This is a genomic window from Ferrimicrobium acidiphilum DSM 19497, from assembly GCF_000949255.1.
In the GTDB taxonomy this organism is placed as follows: Bacteria; Actinomycetota; Acidimicrobiia; order Acidimicrobiales; family Acidimicrobiaceae; genus Ferrimicrobium; species Ferrimicrobium acidiphilum.
Genome location: NZ_JXUW01000036.1, coordinates 1 through 26,603, shown reverse-complemented (window position 1 = coordinate 26,603; position 26,603 = coordinate 1). Strand labels below are relative to the sequence as shown.

General features: G+C 52.8%; 17 protein-coding genes and 2 pseudogenes. 3 read left to right on the top strand and 16 right to left on the bottom strand.

The genetic code is table 11. The features are described from left to right. Nucleotides 1–206: 206 nt before the first annotated feature. A complete protein-coding gene (locus FEAC_RS12785) occupies nucleotides 207–1,517 on the bottom strand; it encodes an IS1380 family transposase (protein WP_052566400.1) in 1,311 nt (436 codons plus the stop codon). A gap of 234 nt (nucleotides 1,518–1,751) precedes the next feature. On the opposite strand from FEAC_RS12785, the gene FEAC_RS12780 reads away from it, so the two are divergent. Then, a complete protein-coding gene (locus FEAC_RS12780; RefSeq protein WP_052566399.1) occupies nucleotides 1,752–2,336 on the top strand; it encodes an FkbM family methyltransferase in 585 nt (194 codons plus the stop codon). Nucleotides 2,337–2,961: 625 nt separating this feature from the next. Here the strand turns inward: FEAC_RS12780 and istB are convergent. From istB to FEAC_RS12745, 7 genes and pseudogenes are all read right to left on the bottom strand, one after another. After that, nucleotides 2,962–3,716 (bottom strand): annotated as a pseudogene (gene istB, locus FEAC_RS16490) (IS21-like element helper ATPase IstB). Next, nucleotides 3,710–4,273 carry a Mu transposase domain-containing protein gene (locus tag FEAC_RS12770; protein ID WP_152623252.1) on the bottom strand — a complete coding sequence of 188 codons (564 nt, stop codon included), beginning with the start codon at nucleotides 4,271–4,273 and terminating at the stop codon, nucleotides 3,710–3,712. The pseudogene istB and the gene FEAC_RS12770 overlap by 7 nt, the downstream one beginning before the upstream one ends. After that, nucleotides 4,203–5,267 (bottom strand): IS21 family transposase, encoded by a 1,065-nt coding sequence (gene istA, locus FEAC_RS12765; protein ID WP_052566397.1) that lies wholly within the window; start codon nucleotides 5,265–5,267, stop codon nucleotides 4,203–4,205. Before istA ends, FEAC_RS12770 begins: the two co-directional genes overlap by 71 nt. Before the next feature lie 179 nt (nucleotides 5,268–5,446). Further along, nucleotides 5,447–5,686 (bottom strand): hypothetical protein, encoded by a 240-nt coding sequence (locus FEAC_RS15335; RefSeq protein WP_152623251.1) that lies wholly within the window; start codon nucleotides 5,684–5,686, stop codon nucleotides 5,447–5,449. Nucleotides 5,687–6,125: 439 nt separating this feature from the next. Further along, nucleotides 6,126–9,644 (bottom strand): alpha-(1->3)-arabinofuranosyltransferase domain-containing protein, encoded by a 3,519-nt coding sequence (locus tag FEAC_RS12760; protein WP_082055658.1) that lies wholly within the window; start codon nucleotides 9,642–9,644, stop codon nucleotides 6,126–6,128. A gap of 672 nt (nucleotides 9,645–10,316) precedes the next feature. Beyond that, complete coding sequence (locus tag FEAC_RS15685; protein WP_236684660.1) at nucleotides 10,317–10,946, bottom strand: glycosyltransferase family 4 protein; 630 nt, start codon at nucleotides 10,944–10,946, stop codon at nucleotides 10,317–10,319. Between the two features lie 488 nt (nucleotides 10,947–11,434). Continuing rightward, complete coding sequence (locus FEAC_RS12745; protein WP_160290406.1) at nucleotides 11,435–12,460, bottom strand: glycosyltransferase family 4 protein; 1,026 nt, start codon at nucleotides 12,458–12,460, stop codon at nucleotides 11,435–11,437. A gap of 589 nt (nucleotides 12,461–13,049) precedes the next feature. Here FEAC_RS12745 and FEAC_RS15680 point away from each other — a divergent pair. Further along, nucleotides 13,050–13,907, top strand: coding sequence for an FkbM family methyltransferase (locus FEAC_RS15680; RefSeq protein ID WP_052566392.1), 858 nt, complete (start codon nucleotides 13,050–13,052; stop codon nucleotides 13,905–13,907). A gap of 276 nt (nucleotides 13,908–14,183) precedes the next feature. On the opposite strand, the gene FEAC_RS12735 is transcribed toward FEAC_RS15680, so the two are convergent. The 5 genes from FEAC_RS12735 to FEAC_RS12715 all read right to left on the bottom strand — a co-directional run bounded on the left by FEAC_RS12735 (nucleotide 14,184) and on the right by FEAC_RS12715 (nucleotide 21,987). Further along, nucleotides 14,184–14,969, bottom strand: coding sequence for a glycosyltransferase family 2 protein (locus tag FEAC_RS12735; protein ID WP_052566391.1), 786 nt, complete (start codon nucleotides 14,967–14,969; stop codon nucleotides 14,184–14,186). Nucleotides 14,970–15,107: 138 nt separating this feature from the next. Continuing rightward, nucleotides 15,108–16,262: a glycosyltransferase family 4 protein gene (locus FEAC_RS12730; protein WP_052566390.1), complete on the bottom strand. Its 1,155-nt coding sequence runs from the start codon at nucleotides 16,260–16,262 to the stop codon at nucleotides 15,108–15,110. 2 nt (nucleotides 16,263–16,264) lie between these two features. Beyond that, a complete protein-coding gene (locus tag FEAC_RS12725) occupies nucleotides 16,265–18,346 on the bottom strand; it encodes a glycosyltransferase (RefSeq protein ID WP_052566389.1) in 2,082 nt (693 codons plus the stop codon). A 146-nt stretch (nucleotides 18,347–18,492) separates the two neighbouring features. Continuing rightward, complete coding sequence (locus FEAC_RS12720; protein ID WP_052566388.1) at nucleotides 18,493–19,581, bottom strand: hypothetical protein; 1,089 nt, start codon at nucleotides 19,579–19,581, stop codon at nucleotides 18,493–18,495. A gap of 333 nt (nucleotides 19,582–19,914) precedes the next feature. Then, nucleotides 19,915–21,987, bottom strand: a complete 2,073-nt coding sequence (locus FEAC_RS12715) for a hypothetical protein (RefSeq protein ID WP_152623250.1) — start codon at nucleotides 21,985–21,987, stop codon at nucleotides 19,915–19,917. Between the two features lie 588 nt (nucleotides 21,988–22,575). On the opposite strand from FEAC_RS12715, the gene FEAC_RS12710 reads away from it, so the two are divergent. Then, entirely contained in the window at nucleotides 22,576–23,124 is a 549-nt protein-coding gene (locus FEAC_RS12710) for a GNAT family N-acetyltransferase (RefSeq protein WP_152623249.1), read from the top strand. A 1,367-nt stretch (nucleotides 23,125–24,491) separates the two neighbouring features. Here the strand turns inward: FEAC_RS12710 and FEAC_RS12700 are convergent. From FEAC_RS12700 to FEAC_RS15675, 3 genes and pseudogenes are all read right to left on the bottom strand, one after another. After that, on the bottom strand, nucleotides 24,492–25,391 hold the full coding sequence (locus tag FEAC_RS12700; protein ID WP_052566384.1) for a hypothetical protein: 900 nt from the start codon (nucleotides 25,389–25,391) through the stop codon (nucleotides 24,492–24,494). A 370-nt stretch (nucleotides 25,392–25,761) separates the two neighbouring features. Further along, complete coding sequence (locus tag FEAC_RS14880) at nucleotides 25,762–26,157, bottom strand: zinc ribbon domain-containing protein (RefSeq protein ID WP_160290404.1); 396 nt, start codon at nucleotides 26,155–26,157, stop codon at nucleotides 25,762–25,764. Nucleotides 26,158–26,339: 182 nt separating this feature from the next. Further along, nucleotides 26,340–26,603 (bottom strand): annotated as a pseudogene (locus FEAC_RS15675) (IS1380 family transposase); the annotation flags it as partial.

Sequence of the window (26,603 nt, the reverse complement as noted above, 5' to 3'; positions counted from 1 at the left end):
CTTAGCCTGGATCCACCGACGCACCCCGGTTTCGGGGTGCGTCGGTGGCCCTAAGACTGTGATTTTGTGCCGTTGAGTTAACCCGTGGTTCTGGATCGGTTCTGACCCGAGTTGGGACGTGGTGGGTTAAGGATCTGATTTGGTGTTTCATTTGTGGGGCGCATGGAGAGTGTTTCCCGACCGCGCTTTCGAGTCGGAGGAGTTCCCTAGATGGGAACTGGTTCGAGTGCCCGGAGGGTGACGAGTGCTCTCATGAAGGCCCCGGCCCATGGCCAACGAGCCGGAGTACGCAGTATCATCTTGCCCGATCGGTTGACGAGTCGTCCCACCAGCGAGATGAAGTGGTTGCGAAAAGTACGGGCTATGACCATCGATTCGGCCGGGGTGATCTCACCAAGGTAGCTCACCTGGCGGGTGAGGTTATGGGCGATCACCGCATGGGCTAGCCATGCTCCATTGGCATGAAACTTACCAGAGGGGATATGTTCTAGTCCTGCTCCCTCTTTGAGATCTTTGATGGAGAGTTCAATCCGTGCTCGGTTACGGTGGAACTGATCCACCTCAACAGCTGAACCTTCCAAGTCAGTGACGAATCCGAAGTATCTCCAGTTAGGAAAGAGCTCTGCCTGGTCACCAATGAGGCGGGTACGACGGATAATGAGACGTCTTCCCTTATAGGTGGTCTCTGCTACTTGGGCCTCACCGTTCTCGGTGTAGTCAATAGCTATCCAGGAGTCCTTACTAATGTCCTCTACCAGCGACTTTATCCCCTTGGCATTGGCATGGACCGCCATGGTGTAAGACACCTTGAGACGTTCTAACTCTTTCAATGTCGCATCTGATTGGTACCCAGAATCAAAGCGGATGGTGATCTTGCCTGTCGACCCGATGCGTCGACACCTAGCGATGAGCTCTTGAACAAAGCGCTTGGTTCCCCTCTGGGTATTGGCTGAACCCTTTCGCATTCGACAATGCAGTACCTCACCAGTATCGGAGCGAACGGCCAAGAGTGGGTGATAGCCGAGCTTCTTGGTATAGCCATAGGCTGCTCCCTGCTTGTGATACCCAGATACCTCACAGATCGTAGAGTCGATGTCGATCACTAGGGGATCGTCTCCCGGGGCCATTCCAAGGGACCAAGCCTTTGCGAGTTCTGCCTCGATCACCTCATCTAATTGGCGAACGTGACCAAAGGTAAAGGAACGTAGGTAGGTACCAAGGGTAGAGGGAGCTACTACCCGAAAGGGAAGCACCTTCGAAGATGCCCCGGCTCTCAACATATCTATATGGTCGATATGCGAGGCACCCGCCACCATCGCATGAATGAGGGTCAATGACTTACTCGCCGGATTGGCCCCACCCACTCGACCAGTGAGATCTACCTTGTCGGCGATTACATCGGCCAAGCCAAGCTTGGAAGCAAGGGTGGAGACTAGAAGGAGTCCGGCATTGGCGACCAGATTCTCATCGTCAAAGGCAACCTCGATACCGTCTGGCGTGTGATAGAATTGCTTCACAGAAAGTGTTCTCCTTGGTTGGTCGTTTGGGATGCTTCTATACACCTATTCTACCAGCTCAGGGGGCACTTTCTTCTGTTTTGGGGGACCAATTCGCAGAGTTGGTCGGTGCTTCTAGGCTTAGGCCGGGGCAAATCCTTTCCGCTTTCACTTGGTGAAGCAAGGATAAACATACAGTCCGTTAGTGATCTGGGGACCCTCCAGTCCTGCATTATTGACATCAATGAGGAACTAATGATACCACCCCTTTTGGGTCATACCCCATTCCTGGTAGATGTCGGCGCCAACATCGGTCAATGGACAGCATCGGTCAAGCTCTTTCTTCCAGACGCACAGGTTTTAGCAGTTGAACCTGACCCACGATCGTTCGATCGCTTGAAGAGTAACGTTAGCAACCTCTCAGGGGTCGAATGCATCAACTGTGCAGCGGGATCGGAACCCGGCTACGCTCCGTTATATCGCCAGCCACTTTCAACCATGTCAACCTTGCAACCTTCTAGCGGCGACGCACTAGATGACGTACTCGAAGTACTCATTCAGCCTCTTGATGACTTGCTTCAAGAGGCTGACAATATCGATTTATTAAAGATCGATGTTGAGGGCAGCGAATTGGACGTCCTTCGCGGATGCAAACGTTCTCTCGAACACTCCGCACTTTTGCTTGTCGAGATTAGCTTGGCACGAGGGTCAACCAATGGCATCAATTTCCTCGCCGAATTAAAGCAGCTGCAGCCCAAGGCTCGAATTATTAAGTTCGGACGCCCTCTAGGACATCGCAGTCAGCCGCTTTGTCAAGACGTTCTTTTAGCACTAAACTGACGTCCTGGACGTCTACCTCCAAATCGAATAATAGCGGATCTCTGCCGGCATCCCACCAAAGGCCCCAAATGCCTTCTCGTGGCCGTCTAGGAAACATTCCTGGGACTCTCCCATGTAGATCTGGTGGAAGGCCTTGGCTGAGGAGGAGAGGCGCATAGCGAACATCTTGGCTCTGAGTGAACCGTATATCTGATGGGTCGAGAATTGGCTCCTTCCGATTGATTTATGTGCACCCCAAAGGTCGGAGTTCTACTCCATCTTGGATGGTTGTATCCTCAGTTGAGAAAATCGTTGAGCCGACTAGCGAGACGCTGCGCACCATCTCTGGTCTGACCGATGGCAACGATCAGTTCGTCGTTGTCGCGACGTAGCTTGACCATCCACGACCGCTCCTCGCTTCGATTTCTTGTACTAGCGGAACCGAAGTGCACCTCTGCTTTGACCGGTCCTCTCCTTCGTCGTCGATGTGTGGCTACACGACAAGCGGCCGAGCAGTACCGGGCTGGTCTTCCTCTGGGTTGTTGGTCCAGTATCTGATCGCATCCCGGCCCCTCGCAGATCTTTGACAACGATGGTTTCGTAACGTTACGTAATGGCTCTCGAGTTTGTTCTGGGCGGCTCACACTCATGACTTCTTTGTCCTCATGGAGGTCCCGTTCATCTGGATAACGTGAGCGTTACACAGGAGACGATCGAGGACTGCATCAGAGAGTGTCGGATCCCCAAGTGCCTCGTGCCATGAGTCAACGGGAAGTTGTGAGGTGACGATGGTCGACTTGCGTTCAGATCGATCCTCTAACACCTCGAGTAGATCCGACGGTTCGCTCCCTGTGAGTGGTGTGAGTCCGAAATCGTCAATGACTAGTATCTCAGCCCGCGAAAGACTCTGGAGTACCCTGAGATATCTCCCATCACCTCTGGCGATGGCTAGATCGGCAAAGAGAGCTGGTGCCCTCCGGTACAGCGCACTATGACCAGATCGAATCCCAGCGTAGGCAAGTGCACACCCGAGATAACTTTTGCCTTTATGTAGAGCTCCACATAATTGCCTATTCCAGTTGGACCGGTGACCAGAATGTTCTGGTGTGCATCTACCCAGTGAGATGAGCTAAAGCCCATGATGGTCGAACGCTCCAGTCCCCTCGGGGTGTGAAAGTCAAGGTCCTCAATACTGGCTTGATGTCTGAGCTTGGCAGCTCTAAGCCGGGTAGCGAGCCTTCTGGCCTCTCGATCCATTGCTTCGCGGTCTACTAACATTGCGAAGCGTTCTGCAAAGCTGAGCTCGAGGTATTGGACACTCTCTAGCTGCTCACGAAACGCGTCTGCCATCCCCTTCAAACCAAGGTCTGTCAGGGTCGTAATCGTCTGGTTGTTCAACATGTCACGTTCTCCTGACCGCCGGCAAGCAGCTCCTTGTAGTACTCGGTTCCCCTGATGTTTTGATGTTCAATAGGTGGTGGTCCAGCCGGTGGCGTGAGTGCGATAGCATCGAGTCCGTTCCCCAAAATAGAGACCACACTCTTGTACAGTGGGCTATGGATCGCGATTGCTCTCTCACATGCCGCCTCGACTCGCTCTGGGGTATAGACCTTCGATGCCAGGTTGAAGATACCTCTGCACTGGTTAAAGCCCTGTTCTGGATAGTGCCTCCCAGACATGATCGTCTCACAAACCACCTGGGTGTTTGGTCCTATTGTCCGAGCCCACTTGAGTATCCTTGCCGGGGTCCATGATGCCTGGGCCTGGTGACTCGATGGCATGTGCGCAAAAGAAGTCTGGTACTGACCCTTCCTCTCACATCGTCGGTGACTCGCTATGCGCACTCCAGCCGAGAAGATCTCCACTGTGGTTCTGGTAACCCGTACATCAAGGGTCTGGCCAACCAGATCGTAAGGTACCGAGTAGTAGCCGTCTAGGACCCGTACGTGGTAGTTCATCTGGACTTTGAACCGCTTGGCACTCCCCATATTCGTAACTAGTTGTAGGGAGAGGACGCATCACTGGCTTGTCCACAGCCTCAAACACGCTCTTTCTGGTTCCCTCCCGTCTTTGGAACCCTTGAGCGTTCAGATCCTCTAAGAGATCGTAGATTGCCTGGTTGAGCTCGTACAGGGAGAAGAACTTGACGTGACGAAGCCTGGCGAGAATCTGGCGTTCGACGATCAGGACTCCTCCTTCAACGGCTGCCTTATCTCGAGGTTTTCGGGGTCTAGCTGGCAGAATCGTGACCTCATAGTGCCTGGCCCACTCCAGGTAGCTCTCGTTGAATACCGGGTCGTACTTGGATGGCTTGATGACCACCGCTTTGGGGTTGTCTGGAACGACACACATGGGCACCGCTCCCATGTACTCGAATGCTGCCGTTCCCCCAGCCGTCCATGACTCAGCCTTCTGGTTAGCAAACGCCTTGGCAAAGATATAGGAGCTTGCTCCCATCACCGCGACAAAGAGCTGAGCTGCGAAGTTGACCTCACCGGTCTTTGGGTCCCAGATCGGGACGGTATCACCGGCGAAGTCACAGAAGAGCTTCTCTCCGCCGCGATGCTCAAAGTGCATGACCACTTCATTGATCTTCTTCCATTCTCGGTAGCGAGCACAGAACCGTGAATAGCTGAGTCCATTTGGATTGCGCTCCTTGTACTCAAGCCAGAGCAGTTGAAGGGTCAGGTGATTATGAGCCTGTATCTCGGTGGCCACCTCCTGCCAGTTGGGAATCACGGGCGTACTCTTTGGTGTCTCAACCGCGGCGAACAACAACTGCTCCAGGGCTTGTACGTCCATGCCCGCTGGAAGTGGCCAGCCAATCTCGTGCTCTGCTGCCTTCTCAAGATATCTCGTCACGGTTGTCCTAGACATCCCTGTATCCCGGCTGATTACCCTGACACTCTTGCCCTGCGCACTGAGGCGCAGTACCTCTTCGATCTTTCTCATTGGTATCCTCCTATTGGGCATGTGGCACCCTTTGGGTGGTTGGTTTTCAGTCACCACATAAGGATGCCACAGCCTCTTTGCATCCATTGTTCCTGAGTCCTTCTCGCGCCCTCTAAGGGGTGGCACATTTCAGCGAGAACGGGTGGCAAGTTTCAGCGAGAATACGCACATATGATGGGTCATCGACCAAGAACAGTCACCAGAGAGGAGGTGAGGTAGGGGTTAGGCGCGGCACCTGATGGCCATCCGCGTGCTCCTCGTCTCAGACTGTCTGAAAACTCCGGATTTGGTGTCCGAAATGAACGGAATGTGCAGTCGAAGAACATCCGAACTCCTCGAGACGGGATGCATACCTCTATCAGACTTGGGGTATCTAATGGAGGGGTGGAGCGACTCAACGCATGAGTTCGCTCCATCATTGCCCGCTCGTATGGGTTTTACTCCGCCAAAGATACCTTAGCCCTGGTGATGCTAGCTTGCGGACCGATTAACTTAAAGTTAACCTGTGAAAGAGCGAATTTATCCACATGAATATCAATAGAGCCCATTTTATAACGCCTAAATCCTCACCCTATTCTCGACGACCCTGTGAAACCCGCAATATGTTCCCATGGAGCGGCCATAACCTCGGAATAGCTCCCAAGATTGACGCCACCACGGCTATAACTAAGGTGAAGTATGCTACCTCCGCCGCAAATTCAGACCAGCCATTGCTATCCAAGAGGGCTAAAATGCCAGAAGCAGCTAACGCTCCTACTCCAATTGCCAACGAAGAGCGAGATATGGATGTGGCTCGGTCATCCGGAATAATGTTATTAACTTGCCTGCGTCGAGATATTAATCGCCACAATCTTCGGGTCACGTCAGCACCTCATCCCTACATCGGCTTCGCGCATGCAATCGTTTGCGTCGCCAGAGTACTATCCCGAGGGCACACGTCCCACTAAACATAGCTGCCCAATCAAGTAACCATTGCTTTGATCGGAGTGAATTAATTGTGAGCTCAACTCGGCCTCCTTGAACAGGTATCCGCCACAACTTGCCATAAGCATTGGCAACTCCGACACTAGTTAAAGCATGGCCTCCTATATGTGCTTGCCAAAGCGGATCGGCAGTCTCATCTAATAGTAAATAGTGATTCCCCGAAGGGATCCGCGCCTTTAGTTTCCCATTCCTTACTTGCTGCACAGGTAGCCAACGAATCCTAGCGGACGCTGTGTGGCCGACGGCCAAGGTCGATTGGCGGATTCCCATCAGGCTACCTTGTGCAAGTCTAAAACTATCCTGTCCTGCGGCAAGCTTCAGCCGAGCAGTGAAGGCTCTACCAACCATGCCAGACGCAAGTGCATCATCAAGTGAAGGAACCCCAGATGGCAAGACAGGAGTTGCGCTGGAAGCACTAACCTTAAGTGAAACAGGATGACCATTAAGCAGTAATTTTGGGGCGCTCAACGCTGCCATGTTACGTTTGACTCCAACCCCCGGAATCTTAATCTCCGAAAATCCAACGTTTCTGCTAGTGTGCCCGCTTTGATAGGACAAGATTGTCAAGCGAAGAGTGCGAGCCCGAGAATTGATAGAGATGGTAGCAGTGCCGCCCCTGTTCCAAGCGAGATGACGTCTGCCCAGGAACTTGCCACCGACACTAACTCCGACAGTCGTAGCTTCCGCATCGACCCCGTCATTCCTGCCCCGAATAGAGATGCGTCCTATCCAGCGTTTGGTCGGGAAATTGAACTGGATCCATTGGCCAACTCCACCAGGGACATTGCTAACCCAGTCCATCGCCGGGTCACCCGCAATCGTCCACAAGGGACTGTACGCAGATAGTCCTCCGAACTGGCTGCTAGCCGTTACGGACGTAACGCCGACTGGCACCAAGTAGGAGGCTATAGACGCGTTGCTGAGCATAGGCTCTGCCTGGATAGAGCCCGTAAGTTTTGCCGGTCGAGCCGGACCAGCTGCCACCACATGAGCCAGTCTTCCCGTGCCTATCCCAGCAAAATCGAACAGATAACGACTCGGCCCATGAGCTGACAACGCAGGGTATGCAACTTTATTAGGTGGCAATTGAGAGATTTTTATCTCAGAAATACCTACGTTGGGTCCCCCTGGTCCCGAAGCGAGGATAGTAACTCGAAGACTGGAACTCTTTACTCCTTGCAAGTCGACTCGGACTACTCCACTGGCACCCATCTTGGTCACTACACTCCGCTTGCCCGCGCTTATCCGAAGGCGCAAAGGAAGAGCATCCGTGCCGTCTCGGCGAGCAATCACGGTAACCAGGTGTATCTGCCGTGGCCTAGTAAAATCAGCCTGGATCCATTGGCCAACTCCACCAGCTACATTGCTAACCCAAGCTACTTGTGGGCTATCATCGAATGCCATCTGAGGTCCGTACTGGTTATTGATGTCGTTCCATACCGAAGATGCTTGGAAGGCTCGTATGGCCGGGTTGATGACCGCTGCGCTGCTTAAGCGAGCAAGATTCCCTTGTTGCCATGTATTAAGACTTGAGCTGAACCCCTGGTCGGAAACTACGGTTTCCACTGCCGAAGCTACTCCTACCTGTGAGTGGGAAGGTCTTATAGCCTCATAGATTTCAAGCTTTCCAAATGTAGCGACAAGCTTAAGGCTTGGTTGTGCGTTGAGAAAGGCTTGCATTTGCTTCGGCGATGGAGACCCCGAATATCTCCAGTTGACATCATTCCGCTGAACCACGTAACGGACTCCGAGCAGTGATAGAGCCTTTGCGAAGGAAGAGGACGTTTTAGTAGAAGCTTCATCAGCAAGCAGGCTTAAGAGTTTTTGCGTTTGCGAATTGAACCCGACACCTAAGGTTGGGGTGATTTCTGGACGGTGCATTAACAACGACGCTATATCGCCGCTTGGATTACCCCAGTTGTAGTCGGAGAATCCTTGCGTCGGGAGAAATAGTACCCTGCCAGGGCCTGGCTGCTGATCGAGCCACTTACTGGCTTGATACCAGTAAGAAGGGATGGTTCCTATACGATAGCTAGCCGGAAACACTTCGCCACGCGCGAACGGCATTGTATAGACCACAACTAGACCCGTGACAGCGGCAAGCATCGCACCCTTCCAGACCGCCGCAAGTCCCTCATGGGTTTGTCTTCTGAAGACCCACAATAACGACTTTGGTACTAACAGCGAATACGAGAATGCCAGCAGCCAAACTAACTTATATGTACTTCGAAATGCGCGAAATACAAATATATGTGTATAGGCCCATAGATAAAGCTGGCCGGTTAAACCAGAGTGTCCAACCGGGTAGATAGACACAGCCAACGGAACAGCTACCAACACCAGAACAGCTAGCACCTTTACCCTGATATCCGTCCAGAACCTGCGCATGACAACAAACGCGATTACAGGAGCTAGAAGGCTTTGCACAACTATCGTGGTCGAAAGCAAGTAGCTTTGCGAAGGGTAATACGGGGTGCCTCCCCATCCTTGGTAAAGGGCCCAGAGTCCAGTCAAACGAAGCACGGCCCGGAAGCTGCTGTTCGCGGCGTCCATGGTAAGCGGATCGGTGACAAAGTAGCTACTCGCACCTCCCGCTCGAACGCCATTAACAAAGGGTCCGATCCACCACATGGAACCCGCCAGTACTAACATGCCGGCAACCACCAACCAGGTGACAGAATCGCGAGACCACCGCTGACGCACGAGTTCGCCTATCGCAACAACTCCAACTGCGAAGAACATAAGTGCATTAAGAGGTGGGTTGACTCCTGGAGCAAGAATTGCTCCGAAAATAACCGAACCCACTATGTGGCGAATACGATGGTGCCGAACGACTAGTATGACTTCAAGGCAGAGCCATGGTAACACGGCGTAAGGAATCAGCAATACGCTGGCTCCTTTAAGATTAAGCAACATATAAGGGCTAAATCCATAAAGAAAACCAGCCGCCATGGCACGCAGAGGACTTGGATCACTCCACAAGCACCGATACAAAGCAAGCATCCCTACCGCAGATCCAGCCATCACTAAGCCGAACCAAACTTGTTGAATTTGCAACATCGGCAACCCGACACTATGAAGACCAGCGTAGAGCAGAGCTATGGGAAGGTAGGTGATGGTGGAGCCGTTGACCTGTTGACCCAAGTCGTTTGCTGACCAAGCATGAAACATATATCCAAGAAAGCCACTGGGGGAAACGTCTAGGCCCAAGTACGAGTCTGGAACAGTAGTGCGAAGATTTATCACCACGGCTATGGCAACAGCCCCGACCAAGGTCGCCCCTACCAACAACCACGGAACTCGTCCATTGCGCACATCCACCGAAGCCACCGATTCCGGGGAAGTACCTTGTGTAAAACCCTGATGATGTTCTGGACTGATGTTCATACCCATACTCAAGCCAAGATCAAACGGGAACAAATCGGACTGCAGTGCCAGACTTCCCTGCGTACCCACGACAGTGTGATTGCCTCTCCGGGAGAATATCGACCCATTCGAAACCAGAATTACAGCGTAGCCGACACCACAACATCAAGGCTAACATCGGGACTTGGAGCAAATCTTGGCGACATCCATAGTTAGGAAAGCTGGTCGCTACAACGCTACGTGTAATGGCGATGCAATCTACCCGAGACCACGTGCCCAGACCGGCTCCTTCGAATGCGATCTGAGATTCAGTCGCGATAGTCGACACCTCAAAATCGATCATCATTCCGGCAGAACTTGTTTTTCGAGCCATTCGGACTACGTAATCAACCAACGCAGTGAGTCTGATCGATCGCCAGAATTTGGACAAGAACACGAGCAGAAACATCGCTACCAATTGCATGTGCCCCGATTTAACCGGTAAATTCAGCGCTATCTCATGACCAATGTTTACTTCCCGCCGACCTTGAACGAACGGTTGAGGTGACAGCTCCCTTGCATCTAATTGCAAACTTGGCACTTCCAGGAACTGAACCTCACCGAAGCATCCACCAATACCTAGAACTAATCTCGCCAATTGCATCAGCAAAGCAAAACATTTTACAAACACAGAAATTCGGTTCCATTTCTCGCAGTACCCTATTGGTGCACTACATCCTCAATTAAGCGGATCGCGATTGCGGCCATATTTTCCCAACTAAAATTAGCACTCCTTTGACTGCTTAACATACTTTGGCGAGCTTGCTCCTCCGGATTAAACAACAACAGCTCCATAGCATCAACGACCGATGCAACATCGGACGGCTCACAGATCACCCCAGCGTTTCCGACTACTTCAGGTAGAGATCCGCAATTGCTAACAATCACGGGTGTACCGCAGGACATAGCCTCCAAGACGGTCATGCCGAAGCCCTCGTACAATGAAAGGTGTATTAAGGCAATCGCAGAGGCGTAGAGCGCTCCAAGTTCTCGCTTAGACAGCCATGGCAGTTGGACAATTCCTTGTCGACCATTAAGATCGCCCGCATCGATCGGTGGCCAGTTCGGGTGACCCACTAGAACTAAGGCCACGTCTAACCCCGTCCGAGCTCTGAGGAACGAATGGGCTTGAATTATGGTCTGAACATTCTTTTGACGATTAATGGCCCCCACATATAGGAAAAAAGGACACTCAATTTTTAACTGTTCAACTACCAATCTTTTCGCTTCACCAGCAGTCCATGTGTTGTGGCAAAGCTCTGCATCCACCCCGGGTAGAGCTACCCTCATTGGGGAGTCCAACTTGCCTGCGTAGTGACGAAAGTCATCCGACGTACATTGGGACAGTGCCAGTAGCCCTTCAAGTCTTCTAGCGGAAGCTAGCCTAAATCTAGTCTGTAACCGATGCCGCCAATAGTTCATACTAAACATAAAACCGGGTGATAGCCATTGCTCATACATCATGGGGTAAATATCATAAACTAGGAGTACCGTGGGTATAACGTGTCGATACACTTCGGGAGACAAGCTCAACAAAGCGTCACAACCGTAGTGACGGAGGGCCGCGGGCAACTCCCATCCCGAGTATCGAGCCAATCCACCAGGTAAAGTCACAATCCTGAACTCCACATGGCGTATTTCCGGCAGCTCGCCATTAGAAAATACAACTATTTCATGATCCCCAGACTGAAGGGCGAGTTGACGGATGAGGTTGGAACAGATTACTGAGATCCCACCTTCAGTCGCCCAAGAAAGCGGCTTCGCATCGATGCCTATCCTCAAAGCGTTCCCCTTGAAAAGTAAGAGTCTTCGATGACAGATGCCTCTCTTTCGAGAATTTTTTCCCAAAGTGGTAGCTCCGCTTGTTCGACACTCGCGGTGGCTCTACCCAGGAGCTCGGATTTTAACAATAGTTCAATCACCGTAGAGGTAAGCCTACTAACGTCCCCTTTCGGTACTTTGATCAATGTCGCTCCAAAATGGGAATAGGCAGAGAGATCGTATGCCACGACCGGAGTGCCAGCAAAGAGCGCCTCCCCAACGGCGATACCCCACCCCTCCTCATAACTAGGAGCTAAAGTTAGACTGGCGCGACGTAGAACGGTCCACTTTTCTGCCTCACTCACCCAACCCCGAACCGAGACATTGATAAGACCCTCTGCAGCGATCCGAGCAACCAGGGCGTTATGGAGTAGCCCCTCTCCAAGCATTTCGATACGCGCCGACGGCACCGCATCTCGAAGACCTCGAGCAACGCTTATGACATCCCAAATGCCCTTTTCTTCGCACAGTCGCCCACAGAAGACAATCAACGGATGCTCTTGAACATAAGATCTAGGCGGCAACGCTACCAACGGATCATACGCATTACCTGTTAAGAATATTGCGGACTCACTAAAGCCTCTACGAAGCAACTCACTATATGCAGCAGGATCACCAGTGAACACGATCGCCGACGATCGCCTGGCAAGAATAAGTGATACTGCCTCAATAATCCTCGCTGCCGAGACACGGAAACTACGGCGACGGCCGGCCGTGGCTATGAGATGGTGGACAAAGATCACCGGCCTGGATCGATATAAAACACGGTGAATAAAACACATTGCGACATCGGCCGTCACATGGCTGGCAGCCACGCTGACTTGCGCCGGCGGGGCCACAATCAGGTACCTTATCGCTCGCACCAGAACTACTAACGAGTACGTCCAAACGTTTCCCCCATGGCTATCCAGCGGCACCCTCGCAAATACCACGGAATCTCTTAGCTCCTGAGGACAGTTATCCAAAATAGACCTTGGTGCCATTACGGTCACCTTTCCTCGGGTCTGCTTCCAATGCAATGCCAATCGCAACGCGTGAAGATCTCCGCCCGACAGCCCACCAAGAGGACCCACCATGAAAACCACCATATTGCGGGGGCCGTGCTGCACTCGCCCAAGATCAAACTGACTAGGATCTCGCATCTTGGTCTTTCTGGCCACGACCCTCCCTTGGCATGGTGACTCTTGCCTGCCCCAAGTCTATCTGACCCTGTTAAAAGGCTGCCGCGTATTCACGAGAAACTTACCACGGCGTGGTCCGGTGTATAACCGAGGGGGCCTGATGCCAAGTGTAGACCCGTTAGTCCCGAATCACAGCGTTGAGAAATGCCACCAAAAGCGCCCGGCGGAATAACCTTGTCTTGCACCCCAGGCGCGTCATGTCTTAGCCATGTCATTGCAACTCCATCCACTCAAACAAGCAGGAGCCTCCACATAGATGAGAGCGCCTCAAATTGCTAGCCTGATAGCCAAGTGGGTTTGTGCGTCCTATTTGGCGAGTAATCCCTGAGTTGTGATCTGGTGACACCCCAATCGAACGGATAGCTACTATAATCCATAACGGTCTACTCCAATGGGTATTCTGAAAGTTGGCGCTGAGACGAGGAATATGGAAGCAAAGAACACAATCGGTGCTTACCTTAGGATAATCCGCGATTCGCATCGGGTGATAAGGGGATGGTGGTGGGTTTTACCGCTAGCCTGGTTCGCTGGCCCATCTAGATATTGGCCCAGGTATGGTATAAGAGCCCTGAAAGATCATCAAATACTCCTTAAGCTCAACAATGGGGTTAAGTTTGTATGCTTACTGGAAGAAGTGTATACGATAATCGAAGTGTATTGCCGTATGGAGTATCAGACTTGCCTTCAAAACGCTGACTATATCGTCGATATTGGCTCAAATATTGGAGTCAGTGTGGTATGGCTAGGACAGAAATACCCCAATGCTGCCATATGGGCAATTGAGCCTACATATCTAACTATGAAGCGACTTATTACCAATATACGAATCAACGGCATGTCAGATCGGGTTGATATCATGTCGATGGCCGTAGGAGGTAGGGATGGCTTTGCTAAGGTGAACCTTGGGCTTACCTCGGCCAGGACGTCCGCCTCACGCGACTATTCGCATGGATTATCTGTTAGTACTATATCTTTAGCTTCTATTGTCGAAAGAGTAGGTGGTGCTGCTGATTTAATCAAGATCGATTGTGAAGGAGCCGAGTACGAGTTCTTCAATGAAGCGCCTGACGATGTCTTTAGCAACATTGGATTAATCGTAGGCGAAGCTCATTCTGTTGGGTCAGCGCAGCATGATCACCTTGTGCGAAGGTTTCGCAATCTGGGCTTTGGCGTCAGCGAGTACAATCTCAATGGCCAGTATGAGAGCTTTCAAGCCATCAATAATCGGTTAAATACGAATATTGCATGACGAAACGAAGACTATGACAGCATGATCGTTGCCCCAGATGTGTCTGGAGGCATAGATGTGCATTCCAGAGGCTTTCATGGGTGATTCGCATGATGGATGAGGCGTTTTAGATCCGCTTGCTGCGTCCTATTCAATGTTTACCCGTTACTCTTCTTTCTCCTATCCATCCAGGTTCAGACATATATACCTGTGAAGACCCAAAATAATAAGATATAGCCATAAGTAAACGGTAGCAGTTTCACGCTCGGCGGGCAAGTAGTAAAGAGCTTCAAAATCCTATCCCCTTACAATTGCCAAAAGAACGGCAGTTGCTTCGCCAGTCTTAAGGACCAGGAGTCCGACACCAAGAGGGGTCAGGAGCGCACGAGGTTGTCTTAGCCACGGTCTCCGAGATACTCCAAGCATCCCAGAAGCACCGTGCTTGACCACAAAACGTCCCAATCCGGGCCCGTAGTATCCCTTCTTTCGACAAGCACTAAAGTACCGAACCCGTCCTTCGTGATGCAGGATAACCGAATCGATCCGGGCCCTTGGCCCGGCATTACGAGTTCGAATACCTAGATCCCAATCCTCAGGACCAGTCAGGGTCTCATCAAAACCACAAACCGCATCGAAAACATCGCGTATAAAAAATCTCGGCGCTTCAATCTCCTCACTCCCATCGTAGAACGAGCGCTCGAAAGCACGAACGTCAGCCCAAAAGCCTTCGCCAATAGTTCGTTCGGGTACGACCACTGACACCGCACCACTATCAAAAGCCTCGACGATATCACTCACCACGGTGGGCGGTAGTTCCATATCAGAATCGATAAAACCAACGACCGAAGCAGAGGTAGCTGCGGCTCCGGCGTTGCGTTGCGCTGAACGCTCTGGTCCACATGTCAGCACTATATCGGCAAATTCGTGTGCAATCGAAAGCGTCTCATCTGTTGACCCATTATCCACCACCACCAAGGTGCACGGCTGGCTCTGTTGTCTGATCGACTTGAGACAGGTCCGCAAGGTCGCATCAGAATTACGAGTAGGAACCACAACTACGATGTCTTCCTTCTGAAGCTTCAATGGTTGCCTTTCGGTCTAGGGTAAGCGCCTCCAACTAGACAAGGAGAACTCCCCACTGCACGCGGTAGTACAACAAAACAACCAGCCCTAGCATTTCGTAGATCATTCGCCGCGACCTTCGGTTTCTCACGGCCCCATTTAGCCTGCACGACGGCTCCCATCAGCCTCATCAACCACTGACAGTCCAGCTGGTGTGAGCCCCGAAGGTTGTGCGTGCTCACCTACCGCATCCGCTACCAAGGCTATAAGCCGAGCAGCAACCTCACTCCATGTCGTCACACCACGAACTTTCGGCGAACGATTCGCTGTCATTAAATCCGACACTGAAGCAATTATGACCTCTGCTAGAGCAAAAGGATCAGTATCGCTCAACAATCCATCTGATGCCGAGATAGAATCACAAAGCCCTGGAACCTTATAACCGATACTCGGGGTTCCAACCATAGCAGCCTCAGTGACCACCAATCCCCAGCCTTCACGCACCGAGGTAACGAGCAACGCGTGCACTCTGCCCAATCGCTCGAGCTTTTCCGCATCCGAAACCCAACCCAAAAACTCAACCCCATCGGGCGCTCGGCTGCGAAGCTTTGCCTCCATCGGTCCTGTACCCATGACCCAGAGGCGAGCCTTAGGGAACTGCCGGTGCACGATCTTGAAAGCTTCAAGAGCATGGTGTGGGCGTTTATTCGACGACAAACGTCCCACAAAGGCGAAGGTCAGGGTTTCTTCTTTGTGAGGTGGATCGGACATCAACGATGCAGGCATAGGATCCATCCCCTCGGGCACTATGGTAACGTTACGAAGACCATAAGCTTCTAACGATTGCTTACTGGAGGCAGACACGGTAACTGTAGTCGTATCTCGATACGACGCTAGCCAACGCCTCTCCAACCAAAACCTCCCCAGCAGAGCTACAGGCAACCAAGTCTCATGAAGCCAGATCTCCCTTGCAACCTGGTGAATAAGCGCAACAACAGGCACGTCCTTGACCCACTCGGGACAGCCAAATGGTTTAGTATTAACCTCGTCTATCACGAAATCAAAATTACCATGTCCTTCTCTCATCCAGAAGCGGCGCGCCTCTCTGTATACTCCGAGTCTTCCACCTCGACGAACAATCCGATAACCACCCACACCGACTTCGTCATCAGATTGGCCTGGTACCGCGCTAGTAAAAAGGGTTACCTCGTGGCCTTCTTTGCTCCAAACACGAGCGACAGCATCGGTATAGACTTCCGCACCTCCTGCCTTTGGATGGGTTAAATCTCGCCAATTATAGATAAGTATTCGCAATCCTAAAGATCACCTCCTGCAATGGGAGATTCAACCGAAGGTGTCACCGCTACCTGCACAACCCGCCGATCATAGTAATGCAACAGATGCAAACAATAGAAGATACCGAGAGTATCGAGAATCATGCCCTTGACCGCACGCCACGAAATGGTAGAGGTGAAACGTCTCTTGATCGTTACTGGCACCTCAACAATATTATCGAATCCCAGACGGTGTGCTACCACAAACAGCTCAAGGTCAAAGGCAAAACGCTTCTCAACTGTGAGGGGCAAGACGGCTTCAAGAACCTGACGCCGGATAACCTTGATTCCCGTCTGCGTATCGCGGATCTTCAAATGAAATAGCATCCAGATAAGCTGCTGGTACCCCCAAGAGTAAACCCTTCGAACCGCTGGGTAGTACACATCAGAATCAGGGTGCCGCTTACTTCCAGCCACTATGTCTGGCTCCATCGTTGAGATTACCTCAACAAAACTCAAAAGCTGCTCCGCCGGTATGTCGCCGTCTGCATCTATGAAACCAAGATAACGTCCTCTCGCCTCAGCCAATCCCACTCTTAATGCATATCCCTTGCCACAGTTCCTGGCTAACTGCAGTATCCGCACTACTCCTGGATCACAGGTCATCGCCTCGCTGGTGCTTTGGTCTGTCGAGCCATCAGATACGGCTATGACTTCAAATGTCAACCTAGACGCGGACAATACACGTTCGATGGCGCGAAGATGACCAACAAGCTGCGAGCCTGGATTGTAATAAGGCACGACGATAGAAAGATCGATGTCGGCCGGATCTCCTACCCTCGTGGACGGTTGAGCAACGATCTCCACCGCTGGAGCAAGCGGATCCTTCAGCAACGCGTTCGCCGCATCGAAGAGCATCACCAGAAGAACAACCGCAGTCGCTACTACCATTACGCTGGCTATTTCGGTAGTAGAAGCGTGGAAAAGCACAATGCCAACCACCGCTACTAACACACCGATCCATGGAACCAAGGATTGGAACACACCACGGGCAAGGTGGAAAAACGTCAACAGACTGACCACGCCGAGCATCCCCGCCTCAACGGCAAGCAACCTCAAGGTATCGACCCCAGCTAAGTAACTCGACCCGAACAACAACTCAATCACCAACGACGGAAATACCGCCAAGACAACGGTGCCAAAGAACCCTATACAAGCGGTCGCCAGCAGAGACCAACGCAAGGCAGTACGTGCTACCTCACTTCTCCCTCGCCCTACCGAGAACTGAGGGAAGGCAATGGTGGCGATTGCTGCGGGCAAGAACAGCGCAATGCGGCCTGCGGTAGCGCTGGCGGCATAGATGCCTGCGTCATGGCCAGAAAGAAAATGGCGTGCAAGCACGGTATCTTCAGAACTTAGAACCCAGAAGCCCCCTAAGGCGAGAATCGCCAAGACGCTACCTCTTAGCTCGATCCCAGAAACCTCTCCTGGCCTATTGGCAAAAACCTCTCGATAGAGGAACCCACCCACAATTCCAGTAAGGACAAGCTGACCGAACACTGAAGCAAAAAGCGCGGCGAGGACTCCCCCACCCAGCTCTACGAACACAATCCCGAAGGCTAGCCGTCCAAGAACACTCCCGACGAGAGTGGCGATCGCAACCTGGCCAAATCGTAGCCGACCGATCAAAACCCCTTGGAGAACCGCCCCGAGTACTGACGGGAGCAACCAGAGAGCCAAGACCACTACCAACCAGAACGATCCAAGATGGAGAAAACTCGCCAATACGGGACCAAATGCGATAATAACGATCGTCCCAAGTGCCCCGGCGAACGCCGTCCGTCCTAAAAGCTTCGAGAGGTTGACCCCGGGCTTGTTTGCCTGCCTACGCGAGGCCTCAGCGTGCGTGATCGCGGCCTGAAGGGCGCCCAGTGGGACCGTGAAGATCACCATCAGATTCAAGAGCGACCCTAGCTCGCCGTAGTCGGATGGCCCCAGGAGTCGGCTGATCACCATATGAAAGACAAAGTTAGATAGATTAACCACCAGAGTGGCAATCAGAAAGGAGAGCCCTCCACGAGCAAACGCACTCGAGGTGACAAACTGCCTAATCTTGTCAAACAATTTCGATCCTCGAACCCAATAGATGCCCCCTCACCGATTATAAGGTAAAGCGAACCCATAGCAGAGGCAATCCACCCCTACCTTAAAGCAACCAACCTCGGCCTCTGCAACCATCAAGCACTTGGAAAGCTGCAGAGGCAAGAGAACTAATCGGCGAAGCCGACGATCGGGGCACTGAGTGGATGACTTCCGGTGAGGCCGGTTAAACCGTAAGAGTAGGTAGAACCGTAGAAGCCAGCGTTGCCGAAGTTGAAGATGCCACCGTCTTTGCCGACCATCCAATATCCACCGCTGTTAGCCGTGGGGACAATCCCAACGATTGGGGCATTAAGAGGATGACTACCGGTGAGGCCGGTGAGGCCATAAGAGTAGGTAGAACCATCGAAGCCAGCGTTGCCGAAGTTGAAGATGCCACCGTCGGCAGCTACGAGCCAATACCCGTTTCCACTCTCAGTAGACGCAATCCCAACGATTGGGGCATTAAGAGGATGACTACCGGTGAGTCCGGTGAGGCCCAGACTGTAGGTCGTGCCATGGAATCCGGTACTACCGAAGTTGAAGACGCCACCGTCGGCAGCAACCAACCAGTAACCAGTGCCACTCGGCGCTGCCGCAATCCCTACGATCGGGGCGTTGAGGGGATGTGACCCAGAAAGACCAGTGAGACCATAAGAGAAAGTATCGCCATAGAACTTAGCGTCACCGAAAGCATAGACAAAGCCGGCCTTCGTGACCAGCCAATAGCCCTTGCCGTCTGGAGTAGGTGCTATACCTACAACAGGTGAACCGAGCGGGTGACTACCGGTGAGGCCTGTTAGACCGAGGCTATAGGTGCTGCCATAGAAGCCAGCGTTGCCAAAGTTGAAGACACCACCGTCGGCGCCTACCATCCAGTAACCTCCGCCGTTTGGATTTTCCGCCACTCCAGCGATTGGGCCATTAAGAGGATGACTCCCGGTGAGTCCGGTCAGGCCGAGGGTATAGGTATTGCCATAGAAACCAGCGTTCCCGAAGTTGAAGATGCCACCGTCGGCACCGACCAAATGGTAGCCAGAGGCTGGCGTGGTGGTTGCCGGAGGAGGTGTTGGGCAAGCTGTACCGCCATAACCACAATTGCTACTAAAGGAAGATGTCGGAGAGAAACCGCCGGAGGTTGCGGCCGTTACGACGAGCCCCGCAATCGCTAGTGTGCCGACACCCATAACAACAGGATTCTTGCGTATCCACTTTAGCACGCCGCTCCCCTTCCTAATCTAGATCTAATGATCCCACTGTGAAGCATACACATATGGGAGAACTCAGCCGCACTTTTGCGATGACTTTTATCCAACATCAGGCACTACCCCTGAACAATTGTTTACGTTTTCCATGAGCTCTGGTTGGAATCACATAAACCCTGGGTTGGCAGGTGACATCAGAGGTAACTGCAAACTTATCCAAAACTTGCAATAACAACTTCTGCCACCACCTTCACTTCACCCGACTCTACCAGGCACTTTGTCGCTCGACACACCGGCAACAGTCACAGCCGATGCCAACTCTATGGCTTGGTTATCGTCGGATTCCAATTATTCCTTTAGCCGACGTTTAGCCAACACTCCAACAACGGCAACCACTACCACCAGCAACGAGAAGACATCAGCTCCCTCTGCCAGTGGCGCGTTACCAAAAGCAATCACCCCGGAACCGGTGGAATCCCGTAGGCCAATTGTTCCCTCCGCCAATTGCACCCCCTTGCTGTTAGAGAGATGCCATCCGGGTTCGTACGAGTTCTCCAAGGAGATCCAGCCTCCGATGCCATCGGAAAGTCGATACGCAGTATGAGAGAGCATGACGAGTCGGCCTTGCTTGACCCCTGTGGCCGGCTGGATGCTGGCGACCGTCTTTGCATCCACCTTCACTGGTCCGCCAACGGCGTGCTGCACTCGCACGATGACGTTTTGAAGAAGGTTCCTCTGAGAAAGCGCGAGAAGTGAACCCCAGCTTGGCACTGTCACGGCTGTGGTGCTCTGATAGGCAACACCTTGGTATGCGCTGTTGCGAAACACGACAATGGAACGCGAGTCCATCACCTCCTTGAGATCGCGTTGCGTGTGCAGCCAGCTATAGAGCCGCCAATCAACCGTCTTTTCGAGTACCACGTACTTCACGCCCAGTGGGGTCAGAAGCGAACCAAAATAGTGCGTTTGTGAACCGTGATCAATCGCGTACTGAATGAAACTCGACTCACGGGATGTGGCTGATGTGGGGATATTCGGCAATTGCACATTGTCGCCTGAGATAACCGGCCTAGAGAAGAATCCTGGAGAGAGGTTGGCGACGCCACGATTCCGCGTGAAGGGATAGGAAAGGTACTGCTGCCACGGAAAGGCAAGTACACGACCATCGCCAGTCCCCATCAGGCGATTAGCTGCGTACCAGGAGGAGGGATAGTGACTCGTCTTCACCTGACCACTGATACCCCAGAAGAGAAGGGGTTCATACGCCAGTACTACAATCCCAGCAATCGCGATCGTCACTATCTTCGCCGTCTTGCCTTGGGCACTGCCATAGAGTGCCTCCACTCCCCAACCGAAACCGATCGCATAACTAAGCGCTAGCAACATTGAGAACTTCTCGGGCTCACGCATGATATTGAAGTAAGGGACATGCATATACATCCAAGTAAAGAGCCAGCCAAACAGACCTTGTGAGCCCATCGCCAGGATTGAGCCTCCTATTCCGATGGCGACAAGGAGGATTACGACCTGCTGATCGTTCCAAGAGCCCTTGGCGCGTCGCCAATGGACGAAATAGCCATATACGATGACCACCAAAAGAACGAGGAGTAGGATCGGCCAACCTGTTATCACCTGTTTGGCTAGCGTTGGACCGAGACGCCAGAATCCATAGAGGCCGACCACGTTGACAAAGAGGCCAAGATGTGGATCTGCCGTGGTCCGAAAGGCCTCTAGATTTCTCGGTCCCACCTTTAACCCTACGCCACCGACTCCCCCTGCCACAAGGACATAGATAGTCGTCAGGAAGGCGACGAGCACACTAAGGGCGATCCCGAGAATAACTCGCCAGTGACCTAGATTTATCAACCCCACCACGGCGATAGGTAGTGCGAAAATCCAGGCGAAGTGCGGAGCACACGAGAGCAGGACAACCCACCAAAGCCCCACCTTCAGCCAACCTCTCCACCCACCGCTTCTCGCCTCGATCAGTGCTCTGATCCCCAAAGGAAGTAACGCATAGCCGAGCAGAATCCCGACCTGACCTGCATATAGACGATCAAAGACGAACGGATTCACACAAAACAACAGCTGCGCTGCGGTGATCCTCACCCAACTGGGGGCCGGAGTGACGCTAGCGAGCCTTCCAATCGAGAGGGAGGCGACAACAAAGAATGCGATGATCTCGATGACTGTAGACCAGGACCCGAACAGGTGTGAGAGTCCTGTTTCTAGAATGCCAAGAGGAAGTGACGCTACCAACCCACCAGACAACCCGAACACCGATTTCGGAAGAAATGCACCGTGAGGAGCCGGAGCCCAGTCTAAGAATATGACCCATCCGCGGCCGAACCAAGGCAGGCACACTAGCACTCCGACGACGAACCCGACACCGGTTGCAAGGAGAATACGTCGACCACGCATCCGCCAATCGGAATTGGGAGATATCTCTGTTACTGCTGTTGCCAAACTATCGTCCTCATACAAACTTTGCTCACAAAGAACATCTCCCCGCCTCGAAGGAGCGGTGTATACACCTGTGTCGTCTTCACCCAAGTCAACTACTTCTATGATCAGCATCAAGCAGCTGAAGTGATTTCGAGCATAGCGCAGCGACGGCATGTCTCTCTGTTGAGTCAAATTAGATCTCCCAGATTCGATCCATGTTGACGATCCGGGCTTGAGCTCGGGACGCCAAGCCACTCGGAGCATCGGGCCACTCGATACACCAGCCAACTCAGGGCCACCGATCCCCGTTAGACATCAGGTCACTCCACTAGACATCAGGCAGCGTCTGACGCGACGAGGGCTGATGTAAACATGAGAGCGGTGACGTGGTCCACGAGAATGACAGATATTTACACGGACCAAAAGAGCGCAATCCGTACCGATACCATCACGTAAACGGACAGCCACTTGGACTTCTTTCCCTCATGCTTGTGGCGTCCGAGCTTCTAGACGCACGTGGATCTAGGCTAAAATGAGGTACTTCAGGGCATGGCTAGAAGGTAGGTGCACCGATACCGCGAAGAGACGAGGAGTTACGCTAATATGCCGGTACGTCACGCCAACCCCGGCGACGCACTCGGCATCGGAACAGTTCATGTCGTATCCTGGCAAGCTGCCTATCGAGGCGTTCTTGCACAAGACTACCTCGATTCCCTTGATCCCGCTCAACGCGGGGCAAACTGGAGACGCTACCTGAACGGACCCCTCCCACACGACGAGTCCGTTTTCGTAGCTGAAGTTAAACCCAACAATGTTCTCGGCTTTGCCAGCGTTGGACAGTCGCGAGATGCCAACGGAGTCGGAGAATTGAGGTGCCTTTATGTGACCCCGGAGCACTGGGGCGAAGGCATTGGACGCGATCTCATGTCCAGTAGCGTCGATGCGCTAGTCGCTTGTGGTTTCCGTGAAGCCACTCTCTGGGTCTTGGACAGCAACAACAGAGCTCGCAAGTTCTATGAGACCAGCGGATGGGCCGTGGACCAGGGTGCGAAGCAAGAGACGATCGGCGGAATAACGGTATGCGAGGTTCGGTATAGGCGAACGCTCGCCTGACATGAAAACCCTGCAGTAGGCACGCGTGAGTGCGGTGTGTCGGGAGGAGCCTCCTCGGAGCCGCGCATTCCGAGGTTGAGTTGTCGGCAGGTTCCGGGGTGGCACCCGAGAGCGCAACCCACAAGATCATGAGTCCGAGTGTGTTGTTACAAACTTCTTTGCTAGTTCGAGCGACCTATGCGTTGAACTGGGAGGGCGTGTATGCAAGTCAACGACCACCAAAAACTGGCGGGGCTGGGCCGCACCTGTGATCTGCACCAGTTCGTCTGGATCAATAAAGAACCAGACTTTCTGTAATTCACCGATAGCTCTAACCTACCCAAGTTTTCTAGCGCCGCGCTAGTCGTTGGCCCTCATTGACTTGCAAAGTAGGAGGTCAGGACGGTTTGCGGCGTTGGGTATAGGTACCATGGTTGCACCAATGGGTTGCACCGGCAACCGATAGCGACCATGAGGGGCAAGTGCACCCTTGAAACGATGGTCAATCGAAGAATTGATTCAGCTCATTGGAGTGGAATTCGGGAGACACTGCTGCCCATTGAAACGATGGCTGTCGGTGAAATTCTCCCTGTTGAGCTGAGGTGGAATGAAAGAGATAAATCGACGAGGACCCAAGCCCCCGATTTCTACCAGCAATCGACTTTACCAAGGTTGGAGAGAGCTTATGTGCATGGGCGTAGTGAGCGAACTGAGCTACCACGAGTATGTTGAAGCCATCCAACGAGATCTGGCTTAGACGCATTCAGTTGACCATCGAAACGATGGGCCGCTTCGTATTTATCCTGTTCACATGATGTGGAATGAAACGGGTAGCACAGTCTGGCACCGCCTTTATTGTCCGCTTTGTATCGTCCGCCTTGCCTGCACAGAGCGGACGGCAGCCTTCTGTGCCACCAACCGTTACACGACGCCGATCAAGATCCATCACCACAATGGGGAGTAAATCTCATTTCGTCTAGCGGCGCTCTAATACCCCGAAAACCACAAGCGCCCACGAAAAAACGAAGGCGATAGAGCGTTCAACAAACTCGCAAAACGCCGGGGCGGCAGTCTGTGATCAATATCGGCCACAGCTGAGGCAGCGGGTCGCTGACCACAGTAAAGATAGCCAGCAACTGATTACACCTGGTGATAACTGCAGATAATCCAGTTGCCAGCGGCGTGCTTGACAACACTCCCGAAGTGACTACGACCAACCATGTCATCGATGAGATGGCCAGCCATCCTGGGTCACCCAGGAAAGATGCACCAGGACGGCTTAATAGACATCACGATGAGCTTGTAGTCGCCCAGCCAAATCATCAAACTGACTACGCCACCTCATCATCAGCAAGGCGAGTACAAGCGAAGGATGCTACTCCACGTACCTATTCGGCAATCCCGACGATGGGCGCCGCTAACGGAGTAGGACCTCCAAGTCCTGTGAGTCCAAGCGATGAACTATCACCAAGGAAGTTGGCGGAACCGAAATCGCAAATGAAACCGGTCTTTGTGACGAGCCAATACCCCTGTCCATTGGCTGTTGGAACCATACCAACAACCGCCGACACCAGCGGATGCGACCCGATTAGCCCGGAGAGACCGTCCGAGTAGGTGCTGACGTAGAAAGCGGCATTGCCAAAGTTGAAGACGCCACCGTCGGCGCCAACCATCCAATAGCCCTTGCCATCTGGGGTCGACTGAATCCCAACGATTGGGGCGTTGAGTGGATGGCTACCGGTGAGACCGGTGAGACCGTCAGAATAGGTATCTCCATAAAAGCTCGCGTCACCAAAGCCATAGACATGGCCAGCCTTCGTAACCAACCAATAGCCTTTGCCATCTGGAGTAGGTGCGATGCCGACCACCGGTGAGCCCAATGGATGGCTACCAGTGAGACCGGTGAGACCGTCAGAATAGGTATTGCCGTAGAAAGCGGCATCACCAAAGTTAAAGACGCCGCCGTCGGCGCCAACCATCCAATATCCCTTGCCGCTCGCCATTTCAGCTATCCCGACGATCGGAGCACTGAGTGGATGACTATCAGTGAAACCGGTGAGACCGTCAGAATAAGTGCTTCCATAGAAGCCTGAGGCACCAAAGTTAAAGACACCTCCGTCGGCGTCGGCGAGATGATAGCCCACTGCGGGAGCACTACCCGAAACCGTCGGAGTCGAGGCGCCAGATAGCGCCGAGGCAGTCACGGATCCGCCAAAGGCGATGAGACCAGCTAAACCAATCGTCCCAACACTAGCCTTCATGACCTTCAACCAAACATGCTGTCGCATTATGCAAACCTCCATGGGTAGAGTCACCGGACGGTGACTCGGTATGAGCCATTCGTCACCGCCCTAGATCTTGGATGTTCAGCGAACAATATCGGTAGGGTTGAGATCTCGACGCATCGGATGGGTGAGCTATTCACAGAAATCAATTGGAGTTCTCTGCCTCCAGTTGCACGAGATTATGGTCGGTTTAGAGGCGAGCCGCTCCAAAATACATATACATTTATATGCACCTCTTTTGTCTTCGCTCTCCAGCCGCCTTTGCGTGTTCTGCCCTATCCACAGGGACAGAACTAAGGCGAGTCGATGGTTGACCACCTCCCACGTCCAACTTGGGTTGTCGTGGTTCGCTTGGTGTCTCAGCCGTTGAGCGCTAGCCTTGGTATCCAATTGGATATTCCGGCTTTCCATTTGCGCGTAGGAACCTCTCCTCTAGGATCTTCTTCACTTCCCTATAGGGAGTGAACCGGTCGATCTGGTGATCTTCGATCCTTGATTTGATGTTCATGGCAGCTACGTGATCCACATCGCCCTGCCAGTTACACTCCCAATAGGGATTGCGACAGTGAAACACATCCCCGTGTCGGTTGTCACTATGGACATACCCACACCCTGGATCAGGACATGTTTGGCTGGTGTAGGCCGCGTTGACCGTTTTAATGCCGGAACCTCCGACATTGGCATGTACCGTAATGCGTTCTTGGTTCTCGTCCCTTGCCCATGATGAGCAGAGTCGAGATATCTTCTTAGCCTGGATCCACCGACGCACCCCGGTTTCGGGGTGCGTCGGTGGCCCTAAGACTGTGATTTTGTGCCGTTGAGTTAACCCGTGGTTCTGGATCGGTTCTGACCCGAGTTGGGACGTGGTGGGTTAAGGATCTGATTTGGTGTTTCATTTGTGGGGCGCATGGAGAGTGTTTCCCGACCGCGCTTTCGAGTCGGAGGAGTTCCCTAGATGGGAACTGGTTCGAGTGCCCGGAGGGTGACGAGTGCTCTCATGAAGGCCCCGGCCCATGGCCAACGAGCCGGAGTACGCAGTATCATCTTGCCCGATCGGTTGACGAGTCGTCCCACCAGCGAGATGAAGTGGTTGCGAAAAGTACGGGCTATGACCATCGATTCGGCCGGGGTGATCTCACCAAGGTAGCTCACCTGGCGGGTGAGGTTATGGGCGATCACCGCATGGGCTAGCCATGCTCCATTGGCATGAAACTT